We start from the raw sequence: 20,867 nt of genomic DNA, 5'->3' as shown, positions 1-20,867 counted from the left end.
GCGCATACGAAAACTCCCCGGAGTTGAGCCCGGGGAGTTTCAGCCGATCAGCTCACGCCGTCAGCCTACTGATGCGTTGTGGACCCAGATCAGCTGTCGAGGAAGCTCCTCAGCTTCCGCGACCGCGAGGGGTGCTTCAGCTTGCGCAGCGCCTTGGCTTCGATCTGGCGGATCCGTTCGCGCGTGACGCTGAACTGCTGCCCGACTTCTTCCAGGGTGTGGTCGGTGTTCATGCCGATGCCGAAGCGCATGCGCAGAACACGTTCCTCGCGCGGCGTCAGCGACGCCAGCACGCGGGTGGTGGTCTCGCGCAGGTTGGACTGGATCGCCGCGTCGATCGGCAGGACGGCGTTCTTGTCCTCGATGAAGTCGCCCAGGTGGCTGTCTTCCTCGTCGCCGATCGGCGTTTCGAGCGAAATCGGCTCCTTCGCGATCTTCAGGACCTTGCGCACCTTCTCCAGCGGCATGGCCAGCTTTTCGGCCAGCTCTTCGGGGGTCGGCTCACGGCCGATCTCGTGCAGCATCTGGCGGCTGGTGCGGACGATCTTGTTGATCGTCTCGATCATGTGCACCGGGATGCGGATGGTCCGGGCCTGGTCGGCGATCGAGCGGGTGATCGCCTGCCGGATCCACCAGGTGGCGTAGGTCGAGAACTTGTAGCCGCGGCGGTACTCGAATTTGTCGACTGCCTTCATCAGGCCGATGTTGCCCTCCTGGATCAGGTCCAGGAACTGCAGGCCGCGGTTGGTGTACTTCTTGGCGATGGAGATCACGAGGCGCAGGTTGGCCTCGACCATTTCCTTCTTCGCCTGACGGGCCTCGCGCTCGCCCTTCTGCACCGTCTGGACGATGCGGCGGTAGTCGTCGATCGGCACGCCCGTCTCTTGCGCCAGGGCGGCGATCTCGTTGCGGATGTCGGTGATCTGGCCGGCGTCGTTGTCGGCGAACTTGGTCCAGCGTACGCCCAGGGCCTTCACCTGGTCGCGCCAGTCGGGCCGCATCTCCTGGCCGAAGTAGGCCTTCAGGAACTCGCCGCGGCTGATGCCGTAGCTGTCGGCAAGACGGAGCAGGCGCCCCTCGAGAACCATCAGCCGCTTGTTGATCGCGTAGAGCTGTTCGACCAGCGCCTCGATACGATTGTTGTTCAGCTTCAGGGTCTTGAGGTGCAGGACGATCGCGCCCGCGGCGGCCTGGTAGGCGGCGCGGTCCTTCTCGCTCAGGTCCTCGCCCTTCAGCTTCGCGCCGACCAGCTTCTCCTGCAGCAGGCGGAAGGCCTCGAATTCGCCGGCGATGGCGTCCAGGGTCGCCATGACGCCTTCGCGCAACTCGGCTTCCATCGCGCTGATGGTCGGGCCGGCGCCGTCGTCGAATTCGTCGTCGTCGTCGCTCTCGCCCTTGGCGACGGCTTCCCCGTCCTCGTTGACCTCGGCGGCTTCTTCTTCCTCGGCCGGCGGCGCGTTGGCGGCCAGTTCCTCGGCCGCAGCGGCGTTCACGCCGCCGTAGGTCTGTTCGAGGTCGATCACCTCGCGCAGCAGGATGCGACCGCCTTCCAGCTCTTCGCGCCAAACCATGATGGCTTCGAAGGTCAGGGCGCTCTCACACAGGCCGCGGATCATCGTGTCGCGGCCGGCCTCGATACGCTTGGCGATGGCGATTTCACCCTCGCGCGACAGCAGCTCCACCGAGCCCATTTCGCGCAGGTACATACGCACCGGGTCGTCGGTGCGGTCGTAGGCCGGCTCCTTGGTCGTTTCTACGACCGCCGATTCCTCGCGCACGGCCACTTCGCCGCCCTCGGCGTCGTCCTCGGACTCGACCACGTTGACGCCCATCTCGCTCAGCATGGCGAGGGTGTCTTCGATCTGTTCCGAGGTGACTTCCTCGGACGGCAAGACCTTGTTCAGCTCGTCCATCGTGACGTAGCCGCGCGTCTTGGCCTGTTTGATGAACTTCTTGACCGCCGCATCCGTGAGGTCGAGCAGCGGACCGTCGCCGGCCGTGGACTCGGGGGCTTCGGTTTCGGCCGTGTTAGCGCTCATCTAAATCTCCGAAATCGGCTGCCACCACTCTTGCAAGCGGCGGGCCGAAAATGGTGGGCGGCGGCCCGGGGATCGAGAGGTCGCGTCAATACGACCCGCAGTCCGCCAATTCGTTCCGTGCAATCTGATCGCGTTCCGCCAGTGGCTACGCTTCATCACCGCCATTGGACGCGCCATGCAGCAAATCGCCGGGAAGGATGCCCTTCACAGCGTCTACGTGGCGTCGACCGCGGGAACGGCGCGACCACTGGGATTTCCGCACATCGAGGGAGACATCATGATCCGCGTGGGGGGCGCGTTCGTGTTCGCAACGGCCCGGCGATGTCTGTCGTAGCGCGCTAAATCCGCAGGCCCGCAGATGGCGTGCGAGTCGTCCGGTGTCAAGGCGACGCACCCAATGGCTGAACCGGCCTGGTCGTTTCGCCGCAGCTCACCGACCTTAAGGCGACCTGTTGGCAACCGGCGGTCGAGGCGATCCGTAGGGGTTGAGAGAGCAACCCCACGACAGCCGGGCGCTTGCGCCGACTCTCAACCGCGAGTCACCTAGTCGACATGAAGATCCTGGTGGTCGACGATCACACCCTGGTCCGGCAAGGGCTTGCAGCGCTGCTGCGCGATCAGGGCGCCGCGACCGAGGTCGTCCACGCGGGCGACGTGGCGCAGGCGCTGGCGGTGGTCGCCACCCGGGCCGATCTGGACGCGGTCCTCCTCGATCTGCGTATGCCCGGAGCCGACGGCTTCGCGGCCATGGGAAAGATCGGTCGCCGCCGCCCCGAACTGCCCGTCCTGATCCTGTCGTCGTCCGAAGACCCCGAGGATGTCCGCGAGGCGCTGCGCCGCGGCGCGTTGGGCTATGTGCCGAAGTCGGCCAACCCCGAGGTGCTGCTGACCGCCGTGCGGATGGTGATGGCCGGCGAGATCTACGTCCCGTCCCAGATGCTGCAGACGGGCGAGACACCCACGCGCGGGCGGCCCGAACGTGGGCCCCTTCTGGAGCTCACGCCGCGCCAGAGCGAGGTGCTGGAGGCTCTGGCCCGCGGGCTCTCCAACAAGGAGATCGGCCGCAAGTTCAATCTGTCGGAGAAGACCGTGAAAGCCCACGTGGGCGCGATCTTCCGCACCCTGGCCGTCACCAACCGCACCCAGGCCGCCCACGCCGCCCAGGCCGCCGGGCTCATTCCGCAGCCGCTGCCGGCGGGCTTGCGCGACGGCGAATGAGCGCGGTCACCGCCGCGCGCAGCCGGGCGTGCGACAGGGGCTTGTGCAGCAGCGGATAGCCGCTGGCCTGCACCTCGCGGATGTTCTCGGGCGAGGTGTCGCCGGTCACCAGGATCGCCGGTACGTCGACGCCCAACGCCGCGTGGACACGCCGGATGGCTTCGACGCCGGTCTCGCCCCGCAGCCGGTGGTCGCAGACGATGACGTCCGGCGCCGGTCGCGCCGTGAACGCCGCGATCGCCGCCTCGCTGCCGGAGGCCGCGACCACCGTATGGCCCCAGCTTTCCAGCAGCGCGGTCATCCCCACCCGGATCGCCTGCTCGTCGTCGATGGCCAGGATCACGCCGGTGCGCACGTCGGCCAGCACGCCTTCGCGCGGCGACGGGGGCGAGGCGACCCTGGCGGCGGCGGCGCGCGGGACCAGCACCCGGAACGTCGTTCCCTGTCCCGGCTCGCTCTCCATCTCCAGCGGATGATCCAGAATGGCGGTCAGGCGGCGCACGATGGGCAGACCCAGACCCAGGCCCTTGGCCCGGTCGCGGTCAGGATTGTCGACCTGGTAGAACTCCTCGAACACGGATTCGCGCAGGTGCTCCGGGATACCTGGGCCCGTGTCCCGCACTTCCAGGCAATAGCGCCGCCCGCGCCGCCGACAGCCCACGACCACCCAGCCCTTCTGCGTGTGGCGCACCGCGTTGCTGATCAGGTTGCGCAGCACCCGCTCCAGCAGCACCGGATCGCTGCGGACCCAGGCCGTGGTGGGCACGACCACCAGGTCGATCCCCTTGGCCTCGGCTTCCGGCTCAAGCTCGCGGCAGATGCGGGTCAGCAGCGGCTGAACCGGCATCGCCGCGGGCTTGCTCTCGATGACCCCGGCGTCCAGGCGCGAAACGTCCAGCAGCGAGCTGAACAGGCCGTCCAGGGCGCCGATCGAGGCGTCCATCTGGTCCACCAGCTCCAGTGAGCGCCGGGGCAGCCGGTGGCCGCGCATCGCGCCGATGAACATGCCCAGCGCATGGACGGGCTGGCGCAGGTCGTGGCTGGCGGCGGCCAGGAAGCGCGACTTGGCCAGGCTGTTCTGCTCGGCCACCTGCTTCTGGGCGCGCAGGTCGTCGGCCAGGGCGGCATTCTCGAAGCGCAGCTTGAGCGCCTCCTCCAGCGTCTCGTTGAAGCGGTTGCCCATGGTCAGCACGCTGGGCAGCCAGAGGCACAGCAGGATCGCGCAGGCGACATGCAGGGTGTCGCCCTGGTAGAGCATCCACACCACCACCGAGGGGAACGGCAGGAAGAACGTGCCGAACGCCGCCTTGAGCGCACCGGCCGAGCCGATGACGCCGTAGGTGCCGATCACCAGCGACACGATCACCAGCGTCTGCAGGTCGAAGCGCTCGGGCGACAACAGGAACGGCAACGCCACCGCCCACGTCAGGCCGCTGACGACGCAGCCGGCGACGAACCAGCGCCCCCACTTGCGCCACTCGGCGACCGGCGGATTGGCGCGCTTGTAGGCCACCCGTACGCCAAGCCGTACCACCGTATGGAACACCATGAACCCCAGCCAGAGCGCCGCGATCGCCGGAGACAGGGTGTTCTGCCAGATGAGGATGCCGGCGAGGGTGGCGCTCGCGGCCATGGTCGAGAAGTACGATGCGCCGTCCGCGTAGAGCATGCGGACCTGCTCGGCGCGAACCTTGTCGGTCAGCGTCGGCGTCGGCTGGTCCCCATCGCGCGCCCCGTCCATGGCCCACGTTGTACGCCCTGCGGCCGCGCTTCGAAATTGGACTAAAGTCGTAGGTCCTTTCCCACGGCGTGGGAAAGCAAGGTCAGTGCGGGAGCACGGTGGGCGGCGCCATCTCGTCCTGGGTCCAGTCGCTGTTGATCAGGCGGCGCAGATGGTCGCGCTCCGCCTTCAGGGGACCCAGGGTGTTGAGCGCGCTGGGATCGCGGCCGACATCCTGCAGGGCGGTCTCGACGGCGCGCTCAAGGGCCTCCAGCTGCATCAGGAGGTCGAACGCCTGCCGCCACAGGATACGCGCCCGCACGCCGCTCTCCTTGAGGAACGGCGCGGAGACGCCCGCGCGCCCGGCCTCGCGCTCGACGCGGTCCAGGTCGGCCTTGGTCACGCCGCTGGCCAGCAGACGCCGGTACAGCGCGTCCATCTCCAGGTGGTCGGTCTCGTAGCGCAGGCGCACCAGTTCGTGAGCCAGCTTGTCCAGCTTCTCGTCGCCGAAGCCGCGCGAGCCCACCAGCTCGATGGAGTCGTCCAGCAGGGTCAGGTCGTGGACCGCCGCATGCGCCAGGGCCGCCGACAGCGGCTTGGACGACGCGCGCAGGCGCTGGGCCGCGTCCTTGCCCTCAGCCGTGGCGCCCGTGAGCGCGGGCTTGCGCTTGTCCCAGCGGGCCCGCGACAGCTCCCGGCCCGCAGCCCCCACCGTGTAGACCGGCGCCCGCGTCGGCCACAGGGCCTCGTAGCGGGCCAGCAGGTCTTCCTTGTAGGCCTGCGCCAGGTCGGGGTCGGCGATGCTGGCGGCCAGCTTGCGCAGCCGCACCTTCAGCGCGGTCTTCCGCTCAGGCGTGTCCAGCGGCTCGGCCTCGTCGTGCTCCCGGCGGAACAGCGCCTCGGCGAAGGGCGTGGTCTTGGTCAGCTGGGCGCGGAGCGCCGGGGCGCCCTGGTCTCGCAGCACATCGTCGGGGTCCTTGCCGCCCTCGACGAGGGCGAACTGCAGGCTGCGGCCGGCTTTCAGCAACGGCAGGGCCCGATCGATCGCCCGCGACGCGGCCTGGCGGCCCGCCCGGTCGCCGTCGAAGCAGAGGGTGGGTTCCGGGTGGTGGCGCCAGAGCGCCTCCATCTGGTCCTCGCCCAGGGCCGTGCCCATGGCCGCCACCGCCGGGACGCCGGCGCGGATGCAGGCGATGACGTCCATGTAGCCTTCCACCACCACCAACGGCGGCGCCTCGTCGGCCTTGGCGGCGGCCAGGATCTTGCGCGCCTCGGACAGGCCGTAGAGGTGGTGGCCCTTGTGGAAGACCACGGTCTCGGGGCCGTTCAGGTACTTGGCGCGCGCCTGCGCATCCATGGCCCGGCCGCCGAAGCTGACCACCCGGCCGCGCGCGTCCAGGATCGGAAAGATGATGCGGTCGCGGAACCGGTCGTAGGGCGCCCCACCCTCCTCCGGCGCCACCAGCAGGCCGGCCTCGACCAGCTCGCCCGGCTTGGCGCCCTTGGTGATCAGGTAGTCCTTCAGCGCGGTGCGGCTCGACGGCGAGAAGCCGATCCGGAACCGGGCCCACTCGGCCTCGGGCAGGCCGCGCTTTTCCAGATAGGCTCGCGCCTCACGGCCGTGCGGGCGGCGCAGATCGGCCTCGAACCACTGGGCCGCCAGCTCCAGCCAGTCGCCCAGGCCCTGCCGAACCTTCTCCTGCTCGGCCCCACGCGGATCCACCGCCGGCAGCGGCACCCCCGCCTCGCCTGCCAGCCGCTCGACCGCCTCGGCGAAGCTCAGCCGCTCGGTCTCCTGCAGGTAGGTGATCAGGTCGCCGGTCTTGCCCGACGAGAAGTCGAAGAACATCCCCTTGTCGTCGTTCACGTAGAACGAGGGGGTCTTTTCCTTGTTGAACGGCGACAGGCCCACATACTCGCGGCCCTGCTTGCGCAGCTTGACGGTGCGACCGATCACGTCGGACGGCCGAAGCCGCGACTTGATCTCCTCCAAAAACCGTTCGTCGAACCGCCCGACCATCACACCGTGCCTTCACATCTCCCGACGGCAAGCGCGAGAGAGCCGCAAGCCGCACCCGTGCGATGCGCTGATTCCCCTGTGGACAACCTGTGGGTTCCAGCGATGTCAGAAGCGGACGCATGTCGCCGACCAGCGATCCGGCCGCGGTTGCCGCCCGGCCCCGCCGCTTCCGCGGCGCGGGCCGAGAAGCTCCGACGATCAGGACGCGGGGAGCGTGTCGGCCAGGGCCATCAGGTTCGGCTTGCCGGAGTTGGCGAGGGTGCTCTTGTAGGTGGCCACCACGCAGGCGCGGTGCGCTTCCATCACGGTGATCGCGATCTCGCGCTTCAGGCAGGCGCGATGGGCGGCGGCCCAGACGGCGCGGCTGACTTCCTGGGGCGTCTTGCCCTCCAGGGTCACCTTGGCCGTGCCGGCGGCGGCGGGGGCGGCGATGAGGGCGCTGGCGGCAAGGGCCAGGGCAAGCGTGCGCATCATGGTCGTTCCTCGTCTGACAGAAGGGCGACCCAGTTCCTGTTCATTTCCCGTCCGGACGCGCGGGCTCTCACGGCCGAGCTTCCCGGACGCGCGTTACTTAGTGACCGACGTTCGCATCGCAAGGGTATGCCAACCGGAAATGTGGACCGCTCGCGAAAGCGGCCAGCTTATCGGCTGAGTTGACCCTACTTCGCCTTGTCCATGAGCCCGGCGAAGCGCTCGAACAGGTAGAGGCTGTCCGTCGGCCCCGGCGAGGCTTCCGGGTGGTGCTGGATGGAGAAGACGGGCTTGTCCTTCAGCGCCAGGCCGGCGTTCGTGCCGTCGAAGAGCGAGACGTGGGTCTCGACCACAGGCTCGGGCAGGCTGTCGCGGTCGACCGTGAAGCCGTGGTTCATCGACACGATCTCGACCTTGCCCGTGGTCAGGTCCTTCACCGGGTGGTTCGCCCCGTGGTGGCCCTGCTCCATCTTCACCGTCTGGGCGCCCAGCGCACGCGCCAGCATCTGGTGGCCCAGGCAGATGCCGAAGACGGGCTTGCCGCTCGCCACCAGCTTCTGGATTTCGGGCACCGCGTACTCGCCGGTCGCCGCCGGATCGCCGGGCCCGTTCGACAGCAGCACGCCGTCCGGGTTGCGCGCCAGGATGTCCTCGGCCGAGGTCTTGGCCGGCACCACGGTGACCCGCGCGCCCACCGAGGTCAGCGCCCGCAGGATGTTGCGCTTCACGCCGTAGTCGACGACCACCACCTCGTACTTCGGCTGTTCGGCCGCCTTGGCGTAACCGCCGCCTTCCCAGCTCCACAGGCCCTCTTCATAGACGAAGGGCTGCAGGCACGAGGCGTCCTTGGCCAGATCCAGCCCTTCGAGGCCCGACCAGGCCTTGGCCTTGGCGGCGAGCGCGTCGAGGTCGAACACGCCGTCCGGATTGTGGGCGATCACGCCGTGCGGCATGCCGTGCTCGCGGATCGCCTTGGTGAGCGCGCGGGTGTCGACGCCGGCGAGGCCGATGACGCCCCTGCGGCTCATCCAGGTCTCGAGATCACTGTCGGCGCGCCAGTTGGCCGGCCGGGTCGGCAGGTCACGGAAGATCGCGCCGCGGGCCGCCGTCTCCGCCGAGCCCGACATCTGCTCGATATCCTCGACGTTCGTGCCGACGTTACCGATGTGCGGGAAGGTGAAGGCCACGATCTGGGCCATGTAGGAGGGGTCGGTGAGGATCTCCTGGTAGCCGGTCATGGCGGTGTTGAAGCACACCTCGCCCACCGCATCGCCCACCGCGCCGACCCCGATCCCCTGCAGGACGGTCCCGTCGGCGAGCACAAGGACTCCGGTGCAGCCGGGCAGCAGGTCGCGGCTCATGGCGGGGCTCCTTGTCGCGCTGTCGGCGCGACGTCTAAGGTCTGGCGCCGCGGGGCGGCGCCTGGGCAAACGGCGCGCTAGGTAGTGAGTCCCGCAGGTGCGGTCAATGCGGCGGGGGGACCTATGACCTATATCGATCCGGATCGCGAGGCCTGGGCTGTGTTCAAGACCCTGCCCAAGAGCCAGCCGATCAACATGCTGAACCTGATCCGCCTCAAGCCGAAGGCCGAGTATCCGGCCGACCACCCCGACCACGGCAAGGATCTGACGGGTCTCGACGCCTACCGCGCCTATGGCCGCACGTCCGCCGAGGTGTTCGCCCGCGTCGGCGGCCGGCAGGTCTGGGTGGGCGCGCCGCAGGTGATGGTGACCGGTCCCCAGGCCGAGGCGTGGGACCTGGCCTTCATCGCCGAGTACCCCGACGCCGAAGCGTTCATCGCCATGGTCCGCGACCCCGAGTACCGCGAGCACGTGAAGCACCGTACGGCCGGCGTGGCCGACTCGCGGCTGCTGTGCCTCACGCCCCAGGAGCCGGGCGAAGGCTTCGGGGAATGACCCCCGAGGTCGCCCTCGACCACCTCCTGTTCGGCGCGCCTGACCTCGACGTCGGCGTCCGCGAGGTGACCGCGCAGCTGGGCGTGGCGCCGGCGCCGGGCGGCGTCCACCCGACGATGGGCACGACCAATGCGCTGCTCTCGCTGGGCGGCGGGGTCTACCTGGAAGTGCTGGCGCCCGCGCCCGGGCACACCGAGCTCCGCGGCTTCGGCCAGCAGCTCGCCGGGCTGGAGACCCCTGCCCTCGTGAACTGGGCCGCTCAGGCTTCGGACCTTCAGGCCGTCGCGGCGGCGGCGGCCGCGGCCGGGCTGGCCCCGTTCGGCCCCGTCCCCGGCTCGCGCCGCACCGCGACCGGCGAGCTCCTGGAATGGCGCATGCTGCTGATCGGCGGCCACGATTTCGGGACCTTCATCCCCTTCTTCATCGACTGGGGCGCGACCCCGCACCCTTCGATCACATCACCTGCCGGCCCCCGCCTCATCCGCTTCAGCGTGACCCACCCGCGCGCCGCCGAGCTCTCGGGCCACTACCGCGCGCTCGGTCTCGACATCGAGGTCGCCGAGGGCCCGGCCCCGCGCTTCACCGCCGAGATCGAAGGCGTCGTCCTGACGGGACCGTAGCGGCAGAAAACGAGGGAACTTTGGCATTTCTGCCAAGCCTAAGCTGAGGGAGATTATCGGCATGCTCGCTCTCCGACCCAACTGCGAATGCTGCGACCGCGACCTGGCCGTCGACAGCCCCGACGTCCGCATCTGCACGTTCGAGTGCACCTTCTGTGCGGACTGCGCCGACAATCGCCTCGCCGGGACCTGCCCGAACTGCACGGGCGAGCTGGTGCGGCGGCCGATCCGCCCCGCCGGCGCCCTGGCCCGCTTCCCCGCCTCGACCGAACGGGTGACCAAGGCTCACAAGGCCTGCGCCGCCTAGGCGGTCACGACGTTCGACGCATGGATGTGCAGGATCTTCCAGGTGCCGCTGCGCCGGACCAGCACCACCGTGCGCCGCGCCAGCGATGTCGGCAGCTCGAGATGGAACGTGCAGAGCGCCATCTCGCCCTCCGTCTGCACCAGCAGGTCCTTGGGATCGAGCTTGCGGTAGGGCGGTCCAGAGGCGGCCTTTGGCGTGCTCTGGACGAGCCGGCGCATCACCGGCGGCATGCCGGGCTTGCGACGGACCGCGTCGCGAGCAAGCGGCGATGACGCCTCAGGCGAGGCCACCACCACGTCGAAGCTGACCGCGTCGGGCGCGAACGCCCCCTCCATGGCCGCGAGATCGTCATTCTCGAAGGCGTGCAGGAAAGCCCTGAGGGTCGCTTCCGCCTCCGCGCGTCGGTCCGCGGCCCCAGCCGCCGGCGCTGCAGCGACGCCCGCCAGGGCCGTTGTGAGGGCCACCCGGCGGCTCATCCGTGGCTTGTCCATGCGCCATCTCCAACCGTCCGGGGAGGACGCTAGGCGGACTCACCACAGTTCGCCATCGCGACCTCGGTCACGTGGGCGCTGAGCGCGGCCTCCAGGGCCGCAAACAGCGACTCGACCCGGATCGGCTTGGCGATGTGTCCGTCGGCGCCCGCCGCGGCGCTGGCGGCGCGGTCGTCGGCCGAGGTATTGGCGGACAGCACCACCGCCGGCGTGCGCGGCCGGCCCAGGGCCCGCTCCTCGCTCCGGATGGCGCGGATCGCCGACAGGCCGTCGGTGACCGGCATACGCAGGTCCATCAGCACCGCGTCGAAGCCGCCGACCCGCCAGGCCTCCACCGCCTCGAACCCGTTCTCCACGGTCACCACCTCGACCCCCGCCGCCTCCAGCATCAGCTCCAGCACCTTGCGGTTGGTGGGATTGTCGTCCGCCGCCAGCACCCGTAGCGGCCGGTCGGGCGCGGTCCGCACCGGATGGTCGTCAGGGGCGAGGTCGACGTCGCCATAGTCCAGCAGACCGTTCACGAGCCGGTCCAGCTGGCGCCCCGCGGCACGGATCTCCGAGACCAGGGCGCGCTGGTCGGGCCCCAGGTCGGTGGCGTCCAGAGCCTGGGCCAGCCCGAGCACGCCGTTCAGGGGCGTGCGGAGCTCGTGGCTCATGTCCGACAGGAACTCGGCCTTGGCGCGATGAGCGGCCTCAGCGTGGGCCAGCGCCTGCTCCAGCGCCTCGGCCTGGCGCTTCATCTCGGTGATATCGACCCGCAGGCCGATGACGCCCCCGTCCGAGGTGCGCCGCTCCTCGATCATCAGCCAACGGCCATCGGCCACCTGCTGCTCATGGCGTTCGCCGGTGGCGGTGGCGAGCTTGGCCTCGCGCGCGGCCAGCCACTCGGCCTCGCGCCCGACGGCGTCGGGATAGTCCCCCCGCCGCACGCCCTCGCGCAGGGTGTCGATCAGGCGCGCGCCGGGCCGGAAGAGGTCGGCCGAGCGGTGATAGATCTCGGCGTAGCGGCGATTCCACAGGACATAGCGACCCTCGGCGTCCAGGAAGACCACGCCCTCGGGGATCGCATCGATCGCGTCACGCAGCCGGCTCTCGGCCAGTTCGGCCTGAGCCTGGGCCCGGGCCACGGCGTGCCCGCCGACCAGCCTGGCCAGCCATCGCTGCATCGCGCCCGCTCCACCCCTCCGAATCGACGCGAGCAAATTCCCCGAAATGGGTTGCCAAACCCTTGCGCGATAAGGGATTGCGTGTCTGCGCCCGCATCCAGAGCGCCCGCCCGTGGCGATTGCACAGCGATAGGTCCGCGGCGTATGGGCGTGGCCATGCGTATCACCACGATCGGCCTCGATGCCGACGACACCCTCTGGCACAACGAGACGATCTTCCGCCTGACCCAAGACCGGTTGCGCGGGATGCTGGCCGACTTCGCAGACCACGAGACCACCAACACCAAGCTGGCCGAGGTGGAGCGCCGCAACCTCCGGCTCTACGGCTACGGCGTGAAAGGCTTCACGCTGTCGATGATCGAGACGGCGATGGAACTGGCCGGGGGCGAGCCGCCCGGCCGCCTGATCGCCGACATCCTGGCCGCCGGCCGCGAGATGCTGGCCCACCCCGTCGAGCCCCTGCCCGGCGTCGAGGAGGCGCTGCACGACCTGGTTGACGGCTACCGCCTGGTGTTGATCACCAAGGGCGACCTGCTGCACCAGGAGCAGAAGCTGGCCGCGTCGGGGATGGGCGAGCTGTTCGCGGGCGTCGAGATCGTCAGCGAGAAGGACGCCGGCACCTACCGCCGCGTCTTCGAGCGCTTCGGCACGGGCGCTGAAGAGGCCGTGATGGTCGGAAACTCCATGCGCTCCGACATCCTCCCGGCCCTCGAGGCCGGCGCCTGGGGCGCCTACATCCCCTACCACATCACCTGGGCCCACGAAGTCGCCGACCCGCCGGGCGAGCACCCGCGCTTCGCGGAACTAGAAAGCATCTCCGACCTGCCGGCCTGGGTGCGGGGGCTCAGCTGAACCGGCCCGACGCGGCCAAAGGCTAAGCCGACCATTCGCCACGATGTCACAACCGCCGCCGCCCCTCCGTCCTAGGCGCAAAGGACCGGATGGAGGGCGTGGATGCGCTATTGGGATCGATGCCTGGCGGGGGTGATGGCCCTGCTGCTGGGGGCGAACGGGGTGGTGATGCTGGGAGCGTCACTGGCCTGGTATGACGCGGTCCCCGGCGTGGCGACGACCGGGCCGTTCAACCCCCATTTCATCAAGGACATCGGGGCGATCTACGTCATGTGCGGCCTGGGCCTAGCCTGGTTCGCGTGGCGGCCCGCCGCCGGCTGGGCGGCGATGGCCGCCGCCGCCGCATGGCTCACGATGCACGCCGCCATCCACGTCTATGACGCCACCTGCGGGTCGAGCCCGCTGGCCGACGTCCAGCGCGACTTCGTGGGCGTCTACCTCTTCGCCGCGATCCCGCTGGCCCTGGCCCTGTTCCGCAAACCCCGCACGATCGGAGCCTGAACGATGCTCAAGACCTTCCTGACCCGCCACCTCGACAAGTTCGAGACGGCCTTCAACTACGACGCCGCGTATATGCGCCACGTCCTGCGCGTGAAGCCGTGGAGCCTGATGAAGTTCAGCCTGGGCACGCAGGCGCTGGACCCGTCGGCGGCCCCGCGCGAGCTGCTGGTCGCTGCAGGCCTCTACGGCACGCTCACCGAAGACTGCGGCCCCTGCGTGCAGGTGGGCGTCGATATCGCCACGGCCAACGGCGTGGACCCGCAGATCCTGCGCGCGATCATCGCCGGCGACGAGGCGGCGATGGGCGAGACCGCGGCGCTGGGCTACCGCTTCGCCCGCGCCAGCCTGGCCCGCGACATGGAGGCCTGCGACCCGCTGCGGGACGAGATCGTCCGCCGCTTCGGAGACCCCGCCCTGGTGGCCGTCGGCCTGGCCCTCGTGGCGTCGCGCATGTACCCGACGCTCAAGTACGCCCTGGGCTACGGCAAGACCTGCTCGCGGGTGAAGGTGGCCGGCGAGGCGGTCGCGCCCCTGCGTCTGGCGGCGTAGAGTGGCGACGATGGATGCGGCCCTGATCGACGGCTTCGAGGCCAATCGCCAGCGGCTGAAGCGGCTGGCCTACCGCATGCTGGGCTCGGTCAGCGAGGCCGAGGACGCGGTCCAGGACGCGTGGCTGCGCTGGCAGCGGGCGGGCGCCGAGGTGGCCGACCCCGCCGCGTGGCTGGTCCGCACGACCACGCGGCTCTGCATCGACCGCTTGCGGACCGCGAAGGCCGAACGCGCCGCCTACAAGGGCCCCTGGCTGCCCGAGCCGCTCATCGAGCCGCTCACCGCCGATCCGGTGGAACGGGCCGAGGAGGTGTCGGTGGCTTTCCTGCTGGCGCTGGAGCGGCTCTCGCCCCTGGAGCGGGCCGTCTTCCTGCTGCATGACGTCTTCGAGCAGGACTATGCCGAGGTGGCCGAGACGCTGGACCGCAAGGAGTCGGCCGTGCGCCAGCTGGCCAGCCGCGCCCGCGAGCATGTGCAGACGGCCCGGCCGCGCTTCACCGTCGATCATGACAAGGCTCTGAAACTGGCCGCCGCCTTCGCCGCCGCCAGCGCCACCGCCGACACCCGGGCGCTGTCCGAGCTGCTGGCCGAGGATGCGATCATGGTCTCTGACGGCGGCGGCAAGCGGACGGCGGCGCTGCGGGTGCTGGTGGGCCGCGACGACGTGATGGCCCTGATCCAGGGCATCGTCTGGCGTCACGGCGACATGGGCGTGAAGTCGGTCGAGGCGGTGCGCGTCAACGGCGCGCCGGGCCTGCTGTTACAGATGGCCGACGGCCCCGAGACCTTCGCCTTCGAGCCCGACGAAGACGGCCGCATCGCCGCCATCTACGTCATGCGAAACCCGGACAAGCTGCGGCACGTCTAGCGCTGCGCTGCCGGACCGGGTCACCAGCCGATGTGCTCAAGGGCGATCGGCAGGATCTGCAGGAAGATGTCGAAGTCGTCCTGCAACGCCTCGAAGGTGCCGCCAGGGGCGACGTTGGCGTCATAGGCGAACGTCGGGTCGCCGCTGTCGTCGATATAGGCGCGCAGATACCGCTGCTTGCGGTTCCACGCGTTCACCTTGTCGAGCGGGAGCGGGTCCGTGACGTCGAAGCTGGCGACGAACTGCAGGGCCCGGCACCGCCCCTCGGCGCAGTCGTAGAGGTCGACGCTGAACTTCACGCCGCCCGCGGTGGTCGACTCCACATAGGGCTCGCCGTCGTAGGTCTTCTGGATCTTGGGCTCGTGGCCCACCGACTTCAGCCAGGCCGAGACCTCCTCGACCGTCATGCCCTTGTCCGGAATCGGACGCGCCTGCGCCGGCCCGGCGGCGAGCGCCAGGCAGGCCGCAGCGGCCAGCAGGTGACGGATCATGCCGGGCCTAGAGCTTCGAAAGCTTGCCGACGCCGATGACCGGGCCCGACGGGCCGTCGGGGCTCTTCGAGCCGCCCGGCGGTTCCAGCGAGACGGCCAGCGCCGCGCCGTCGGCCATCTTGGCCAGAAGCTCGGTCGGCAGGGCGATCACCTTGGCCTTGCCGCTCTCGACCAGGCCCAGCGACTTCGGCTTGTCCTGACCGGCGATCAGCCACAGCTCGTGCACCTTGTCGCGCTCGGAACCTTCCGGCAGCAGCGAGGTGACGATCAGCGATTTGCGGTCGGGGTCATAGGCCGCGACGAACAGCGGCTGCACGCGGCTGTCCTGGCTGACGACGCTGGCGCTGAGCAGCTGGCCCTGCGGCGAGACCGGCACTTCCTTGGTGACGATCGTCGCGGGCTGGGCGCCCACAACGAGCGCGGCGACCAGCGCGGCGGCCGCGGCGCTGAAGCCGCCCATCGCCGAGTTCCGCCAGAAGCGGACGCGGTTGAGCAGCTGGACGTTGTCGTTGGCGGCGCCGGCGCGGTCGTCGTTGGCCGGCAGCCGCCGCTCGATCCGCGCCCACGTTCCCTGCGGGGCGGGCACGGCGGCGATGCTGTCCAGCATCGGCGCGAGGCGGTGTCGCCAGGCTTCGACGTCGGCGGCGAACGCCGGATCGGTGGCCATGCGGGTTTCGGCTTCCGCCCGCTCGCGGGCGTCCAGGACCCCCAGCGCATGCTCGGCGGCCAGGGCCTCGGACTCGGAAAGATCGGGAGCTTCGCTCATGACTGGAGACAGCCCTTAAGTTTCGCCAATCCCCGACGAATCCAACTTTTCACCGTCCCCAGAGGCGCATCCATGCGGCGCGCCAGGGCCTCGTACGTCACCCCTTCGAAAAAGGCGGTGCGAATGACTTTCTCCGTCCGGTCGTCCAGCTCGCTCAGGCAACCCTGGAGGCGATTGCTGTCGTCGGCCGCCTCGAGCAGCGCCTCGGCCCCCACAGACCCGTCGGCGATTTCGAGGTCGTCCACCTGTTCGGCGTAGGCCATCGGACCCCGGGCGCGGAGACGGTCGATCGCACGGTTCCGCGCAATCGTGGACACCCACGTCATCACGCTCGCGCGGGCGCCGTCGAAACGGTCGGCTCGGCGCCAGATGGTGACATACACGTCCTGCAAAACGTCCTCGCTCTCCTCGCGGTCGGAGAGGATACGGAGGCAGACGCCAAAAAGCTTCGCGGAGGTGGCGTCGTAAAGTTGTCGCAGGGCCTCGCGTTCGCCGGCGGCGATGCGGGACATCAGCGTTGAGAGGACGTCTGGCGTCGTGGCTACAGCGGCCAATGGAGGTCCCTGGGCAAGCGTTCGCATGCGACGAACTGGCACGGCGAAGCTGCCTGTCTGCGCGCGAGGATGCAAGCGCTGGCGTATCAGGGATTGCGCATGATCGTCACGGGCTGGCCGGGCGGAGCCTGGTCGATAGTCATCAGCCGCACGGGTTCGTCACCCACGACGACGGCCTCGTGCCACTGGTCGACCGCGTCCACCATCCAGTCGCCGGCCTTGGCCTGACGGGTCTGGCCGGTGTCGAGATTGCGCACCTCGAGCCGACCGGCCAGCACCTGGACCACGCGCGGATAGGGATGCTTGTGCGCCGCCAGCTTGCCGCCGACGGGCAGCTGCGTCTGGGTGATGGTCACGCGCAGGTCGCCAGACGGCGCCCGGACCGGCTGGCCCGACAGCGTGGCGTCTATGGTCACCGGCGTGCCGAGGGTGACGGGCTGGGCGGCCGCCGGAGCCGCGAGGGTCAGGGCGGCGAGGATGAGCATTCGCATGCTGCGACCCTGCCTGACTTCCGCGCCCGCGTCAGCGCCCCCTCGACCCGCCTAAGCCGCCTGCTTTCTTAACGTCGCTTTGCGCGTCGCCGCCCGCTTTTCCTTGGCGCGTTCCATGCGTTCGGCATGGCGCTCCTCGGCCTGGCTCTTGAGCAGCGGCAGGACCTCCAGCGCCGCGGCCTTCTGCTTCTCATCGCCCTGTTCGACCAGCCTCTGCGCGTTCGCCAGCAGGTTCACGACCTCGTCGTCGCTGAGGGTCGGGATTCTCTCCAGCAGGCTCATGGGAACTCCACTTTGACTGCGCCGACGGTCGGCGCTCGTGGGAGATAGAGCCTGAGGTCTCCATTAGTTGCATGATTCCACAGACAAATTTCCGGGAACCAAATCGCGCTTTCGGCTGCGTCGAGAGAGCGGGTTGCGTAGCCGGGCGCGGGTCTCTATTGGGGCGCCTTAACCTGAAGTTCTGACCGGCGCCGGCGCGCGTTTTCGCGCGGCCGCCCATTCGCGCGAGACCGATGCCCAAACGTACCGACATCTCCTCGATCCTGATCATCGGCGCCGGCCCGATCGTGATCGGCCAGGCCTGTGAGTTCGACTACTCGGGCGTCCAAGCCTGCAAGGCGCTGCGCGCCGAGGGCTACCGGATCGTCCTGGTGAACTCGAACCCGGCGACGATCATGACCGATCCGAACGTCGCCGACGCCACCTACATCGAGCCGATCACGCCAGAGATGGTCGAGAAGATCATCGCCAAGGAGCGTCCGGACGCCCTGCTGCCCACCATGGGCGGCCAGACCGCGCTCAACACCGCCCTGGCGCTCGAGGCCAACGGCGTGCTGGCCAAGTACAACGTCGAGATGATCGGCGCGAAAGCCGACGTGATCGACAAGGCCGAGGACCGCCAGAAATTCCGCGATGCGATGGACAAGATCGGGCTGGAAAGCCCGAAGTCCAAGGCCGCCCATACGATGGACGAGGCCCTCGAGGGTCTGGAAATGGTCGGCCTGCCGGCGATCATCCGCCCGTCGTTCACCCTGGCCGGGACCGGCGGCGGCATCGCCTACAACATCGAGGAGTTCCGCGAGATCGTGGAACGCGGTCTCGACCTGTCGCCGACCACCGAAGTGCTCATCGAAGAGAGCGTGCTGGGCTGGAAAGAGTACGAGATGGAGGTCGTCCGGGATAAGGCCGACAACTGCATCATCGTCTGCTCCATCGAGAACATCGACCCGATGGGCGTCCACACCGGCGACTCGATCACCGTCGCCCCCGCGCTGACGCTGACCGACAAGGAATACCAGTGGATGCGCCGCGCCTCGATCGCGGTGCTGCGCGAGATCGGCGTCGAGACCGGCGGCTCCAACGTCCAGTTCGCGGTGAACCCCGCCGACGGCCGCATGGTGGTCATCGAGATGAACCCGCGCGTGTCGCGCAGCTCGGCGCTGGCCTCCAAGGCCACCGGCTTCCCGATCGCCAAGGTCGCCGCCCGCCTGGCCGTCGGCTACACCCTGGACGAGCTGATGAACGACATCACGGGCGCCACGCCCGCCTCGTTCGAGCCGTCGATCGACTATGTGGTCACCAAGATCCCGCGCTTCGCCTTCGAGAAATTCCCGGGCTCGGAGCCCTACCTGACCACCCAGATGAAGTCGGTGGGCGAGGTCATGGCCATCGGCCGCACCTTCGCCGAGAGCCTGCAGAAGGCGCTGCGCGGCCTGGAGACGGGCCTGAGCGGCCTGGACGAGGTCGAGATCGAGGGCGGCGACGACCCCGAGATGGGCCACGCGGCGATCCTGCGCGCCCTGGCCACCCCCACCCCCGACCGTCTGCGCGTCATCGCGCAGGCGTTCCGCGCCGGCCTCACGGTCGAAGAGGTGCACGGCGCCTGCAGCTACGAGCCCTGGTTCCTGCGTCAGCTGGAAGCCCTGGTGAAGACCGAGGACGCCATCCGCAAGGACGGCCTGCCCACGGACGCGCCCAGCTTCCGCAAGCTGAAGGCCGCCGGCTTCTCGGACGCCCGCCTGGCGAAGCTGATCCAGACCACCGAGAAGGACGTCCGCGCCGCCCGCCGCGCCCTGGGCGTGCGCCCGGTGTTCAAGCGCATCGACACCTGCGCCGGCGAGTTCCGCGCCTCGACGCCCTACATGTACTCGACCTACGAGACCGGCGCCCTGGGCCAGGAGCCCGACTGCGAGAGCGATCCGTCCGACCGCAAGAAGGCGATCATCCTGGGCGGCGGGCCGAACCGGATCGGTCAGGGCATCGAGTTCGACTACTGCTGCGTCCACGCGGCCTATGCGCTGGACGAGATCGGCGTTGAGTCGATCATGGTGAATTGTAATCCCGAAACAGTTTCGACGGACTACGACACCTCGGACCGTCTCTACTTCGAACCGCTGACGGCGGAAGACGTCCTGGAGCTGATCGAGACCGAGCGCGCCAAGGGCGAGCTGATCGGCGTGATCGTCCAGTTCGGCGGCCAGACCCCGCTCAAGCTGGCCAAGCCGCTGGAAGACGCCGGCATCCCGATCCTGGGCACCAGCCCCGACGCCATCGACCTGGCCGAGGACCGCGAGCGCTTCCAGCAGCTGCTGCACAAGCTGCAGATCGCCCAGCCGGTGAACGCCATCGCCCGCACCCGCGACGAGGCCTTCGCGGGCGCGCACAAGGTGGGCTACCCGGTCGTGATCCGCCCCTCCTATGTGCTGGGCGGCCGGGCGATGGAGATCGTCCGCGACGACGAGCAGCTCGAGCGCTACATCACCACCGCCGTGCAGGTGTCGGGCGACAACCCCGTCCTGATCGACCAGTACCTGCGCCGCGCCACCGAAGTGGACGTCGACGCCCTCTGCGATTCCACGGGCGCAGTCTTCGTTGCCGGCGTGATGGAGCACATCGAGGAGGCCGGCGTGCACTCGGGCGACTCCGCCTGCTCGCTGCCGCCCTTCTCGCTGCGTCCCGAGACCATCGCCGAGCTCAAGCGCCAGACCGAGGCCATGGCCAAGGCGCTGAACGTGCGCGGCCTGATGAACGTGCAGTTCGCGATCGAGGAGCCGGCCGGCGCCAACCCGCGCATCTATGTGCTCGAGGTGAACCCGCGCGCCAGCCGCACGGTGCCCTTCGTGGCCAAGACCATCGGCCAGCCGGTGGCCGCCATCGCCGCCAAGCTGATGGCCGGCAAGCCGCTGTCCGACTTCAATCTGGTCGACAGGTCGAACGACCACATCGCGGTGAAGGAGGCGGTCTTCCCGTTCGCCCGCTTCCAGGGCGTCGACACCATCCTGGGTCCCGAGATGCGTTCGACCGGCGAGGTCATGGGCCTGGACTGGATCCGCCCGGGCGAAGGTCCCGGCCCGGCGTTCGCGCGCGCCTTCGCCAAGAGCCAGCTGGGCGGCGGCACAGTGCTGCCGTCCAAGGGCTGCGCCTTCATCTCGGTGAAGGACGCCGACAAGGACTGGATCCTCGAAGCCGCCCAGATCATCTCGTCCCAGGGCTTCCGCATCCTGGCCACCACCGGCACCGCCGCGTTCCTCGCCGACAACGGGGTGAAGGTCGAGGTGGTGAAGAAGGTTCTGGAAGGCCGCCCCCACATCGTGGACGCCATGAAGAACGGCGAGGTCCAGCTGGTGTTCAACACCACCGAGGGCAAGCAGTCGCTGAAGGACAGCTTCGAAATCCGCCGCACGGCGCTGATGATGAAGATCCCCTATTTCACCACCACGCCTGCCGCGCTGGCCGCCGCCCGCGCCATCGCGGCAGTGGCCGAGGGCCCGTTGGAAGTGCGGCCGCTGCAGAGCTACGCGTGATCAGGCGCTCTCGCCGCGGTG

21 protein-coding genes are annotated in these 20,867 nt (G+C 69.3%); 9 read left to right on the top strand and 12 right to left on the bottom strand.

Going from position 1 to position 20,867, the window contains the following annotated elements; genetic code table 11:
* Positions 1–89: 89 nt before the first annotated feature.
* The gene (gene rpoD / locus ACQ66R_RS19475; RefSeq protein ID WP_430424636.1) at positions 90–2,039 is read right to left on the bottom strand and encodes an RNA polymerase sigma factor RpoD; all 1,950 of its coding nucleotides are present in this window, start codon (positions 2,037–2,039) and stop codon (positions 90–92) included.
* A gap of 552 nt (positions 2,040–2,591) precedes the next feature.
* Here rpoD and ACQ66R_RS19470 point away from each other — a divergent pair.
* Complete coding sequence (locus ACQ66R_RS19470; RefSeq protein WP_430424634.1) at positions 2,592–3,257, top strand: response regulator transcription factor; 666 nt, start codon at positions 2,592–2,594, stop codon at positions 3,255–3,257.
* Here the strand turns inward: ACQ66R_RS19470 and ACQ66R_RS19465 are convergent.
* From ACQ66R_RS19465 to carA, 4 genes are all read right to left on the bottom strand, one after another.
* The gene (locus ACQ66R_RS19465; protein WP_430424632.1) at positions 3,214–4,998 is read right to left on the bottom strand and encodes an ATP-binding response regulator; all 1,785 of its coding nucleotides are present in this window, start codon (positions 4,996–4,998) and stop codon (positions 3,214–3,216) included. The two genes, ACQ66R_RS19470 and ACQ66R_RS19465, sit on opposite strands and share 44 nt — an antisense overlap.
* An 82-nt stretch (positions 4,999–5,080) precedes the next feature.
* Positions 5,081–6,997, bottom strand: coding sequence for a DNA primase (dnaG, locus tag ACQ66R_RS19460; protein ID WP_430424630.1), 1,917 nt, complete (start codon positions 6,995–6,997; stop codon positions 5,081–5,083).
* Between the two features lie 198 nt (positions 6,998–7,195).
* The gene (locus ACQ66R_RS19455; RefSeq protein WP_430424628.1) at positions 7,196–7,471 is read right to left on the bottom strand and encodes a hypothetical protein; all 276 of its coding nucleotides are present in this window, start codon (positions 7,469–7,471) and stop codon (positions 7,196–7,198) included.
* Between the two features lie 185 nt (positions 7,472–7,656).
* Complete coding sequence (carA, locus tag ACQ66R_RS19450; RefSeq protein WP_430424626.1) at positions 7,657–8,829, bottom strand: glutamine-hydrolyzing carbamoyl-phosphate synthase small subunit; 1,173 nt, start codon at positions 8,827–8,829, stop codon at positions 7,657–7,659.
* Positions 8,830–8,952: 123 nt separating this feature from the next.
* Between carA and ACQ66R_RS19445 the strand changes: the two genes are divergently transcribed.
* The 3 genes from ACQ66R_RS19445 to ACQ66R_RS19435 all read left to right on the top strand — a co-directional run bounded on the left by ACQ66R_RS19445 (position 8,953) and on the right by ACQ66R_RS19435 (position 10,311).
* Positions 8,953–9,384 carry a DUF1330 domain-containing protein gene (locus ACQ66R_RS19445; protein WP_430424624.1) on the top strand — a complete coding sequence of 144 codons (432 nt, stop codon included), beginning with the start codon at positions 8,953–8,955 and terminating at the stop codon, positions 9,382–9,384.
* Entirely contained in the window at positions 9,381–10,004 is a 624-nt protein-coding gene (locus ACQ66R_RS19440) for a VOC family protein (RefSeq protein ID WP_430424622.1), read from the top strand. The genes ACQ66R_RS19445 and ACQ66R_RS19440 overlap by 4 nt, the downstream gene beginning before the upstream one ends.
* Positions 10,005–10,065: 61 nt before the next feature.
* The gene (locus ACQ66R_RS19435; RefSeq protein WP_430424620.1) at positions 10,066–10,311 is read left to right on the top strand and encodes a DUF1272 domain-containing protein; all 246 of its coding nucleotides are present in this window, start codon (positions 10,066–10,068) and stop codon (positions 10,309–10,311) included.
* On the opposite strand, the gene ACQ66R_RS19430 is transcribed toward ACQ66R_RS19435, so the two are convergent.
* Entirely contained in the window at positions 10,308–10,802 is a 495-nt protein-coding gene (locus tag ACQ66R_RS19430) for a nuclear transport factor 2 family protein (RefSeq protein ID WP_430424618.1), read from the bottom strand. The genes ACQ66R_RS19435 and ACQ66R_RS19430 overlap by 4 nt on opposite strands.
* Before the next feature lie 29 nt (positions 10,803–10,831).
* A complete protein-coding gene (locus ACQ66R_RS19425) occupies positions 10,832–11,968 on the bottom strand; it encodes a response regulator (protein WP_430424616.1) in 1,137 nt (378 codons plus the stop codon).
* Positions 11,969–12,124: 156 nt separating this feature from the next.
* Between ACQ66R_RS19425 and ACQ66R_RS19420 the strand changes: the two genes are divergently transcribed.
* From ACQ66R_RS19420 to sigJ, 4 genes are all read left to right on the top strand, one after another.
* On the top strand, positions 12,125–12,820 hold the full coding sequence (locus ACQ66R_RS19420; protein ID WP_430424614.1) for an HAD family hydrolase: 696 nt from the start codon (positions 12,125–12,127) through the stop codon (positions 12,818–12,820).
* Positions 12,821–12,922: 102 nt separating this feature from the next.
* Positions 12,923–13,321, top strand: coding sequence for a hypothetical protein (locus ACQ66R_RS19415; protein ID WP_430424612.1), 399 nt, complete (start codon positions 12,923–12,925; stop codon positions 13,319–13,321).
* Between the two features lie 3 nt (positions 13,322–13,324).
* Positions 13,325–13,870, top strand: a complete 546-nt coding sequence (locus tag ACQ66R_RS19410) for a hypothetical protein (RefSeq protein ID WP_430424610.1) — start codon at positions 13,325–13,327, stop codon at positions 13,868–13,870.
* Between the two features lie 10 nt (positions 13,871–13,880).
* Positions 13,881–14,738, top strand: a complete 858-nt coding sequence (sigJ, locus tag ACQ66R_RS19405) for an RNA polymerase sigma factor SigJ (RefSeq protein ID WP_430424608.1) — start codon at positions 13,881–13,883, stop codon at positions 14,736–14,738.
* A gap of 20 nt (positions 14,739–14,758) precedes the next feature.
* On the opposite strand, the gene ACQ66R_RS19400 is transcribed toward sigJ, so the two are convergent.
* From ACQ66R_RS19400 to ACQ66R_RS19380, 5 genes are all read right to left on the bottom strand, one after another.
* Positions 14,759–15,229 carry a YbjN domain-containing protein gene (locus ACQ66R_RS19400; RefSeq protein ID WP_430424606.1) on the bottom strand — a complete coding sequence of 157 codons (471 nt, stop codon included), beginning with the start codon at positions 15,227–15,229 and terminating at the stop codon, positions 14,759–14,761.
* A gap of 7 nt (positions 15,230–15,236) precedes the next feature.
* On the bottom strand, positions 15,237–15,995 hold the full coding sequence (locus tag ACQ66R_RS19395) for an anti-sigma factor (RefSeq protein ID WP_430424605.1): 759 nt from the start codon (positions 15,993–15,995) through the stop codon (positions 15,237–15,239).
* On the bottom strand, positions 15,992–16,507 hold the full coding sequence (locus ACQ66R_RS19390; RefSeq protein ID WP_430424603.1) for a sigma-70 family RNA polymerase sigma factor: 516 nt from the start codon (positions 16,505–16,507) through the stop codon (positions 15,992–15,994). The genes ACQ66R_RS19395 and ACQ66R_RS19390 overlap by 4 nt, the downstream gene beginning before the upstream one ends.
* Positions 16,508–16,635: 128 nt before the next feature.
* A complete protein-coding gene (locus ACQ66R_RS19385; protein ID WP_430424601.1) occupies positions 16,636–17,040 on the bottom strand; it encodes a cupin domain-containing protein in 405 nt (134 codons plus the stop codon).
* 51 nt (positions 17,041–17,091) lie between these two features.
* Positions 17,092–17,322, bottom strand: coding sequence for a hypothetical protein (locus ACQ66R_RS19380; protein WP_430424599.1), 231 nt, complete (start codon positions 17,320–17,322; stop codon positions 17,092–17,094).
* Between the two features lie 233 nt (positions 17,323–17,555).
* Here ACQ66R_RS19380 and carB point away from each other — a divergent pair, with 233 nt between their 5' ends.
* Positions 17,556–20,846, top strand: coding sequence for a carbamoyl-phosphate synthase large subunit (gene carB, locus ACQ66R_RS19375; RefSeq protein WP_430424597.1), 3,291 nt, complete (start codon positions 17,556–17,558; stop codon positions 20,844–20,846).
* The last annotated feature ends 21 nt before the right edge of the window (positions 20,847–20,867 follow it).

This window comes from Phenylobacterium sp. (genome assembly GCF_965284355.1).
Lineage (GTDB): Bacteria > Pseudomonadota > Alphaproteobacteria > Caulobacterales > Caulobacteraceae > Phenylobacterium.
The sequence above is the reverse complement of the archived record's forward strand: the minus strand, read 5'-3'. Positions and strand labels throughout refer to the sequence as shown.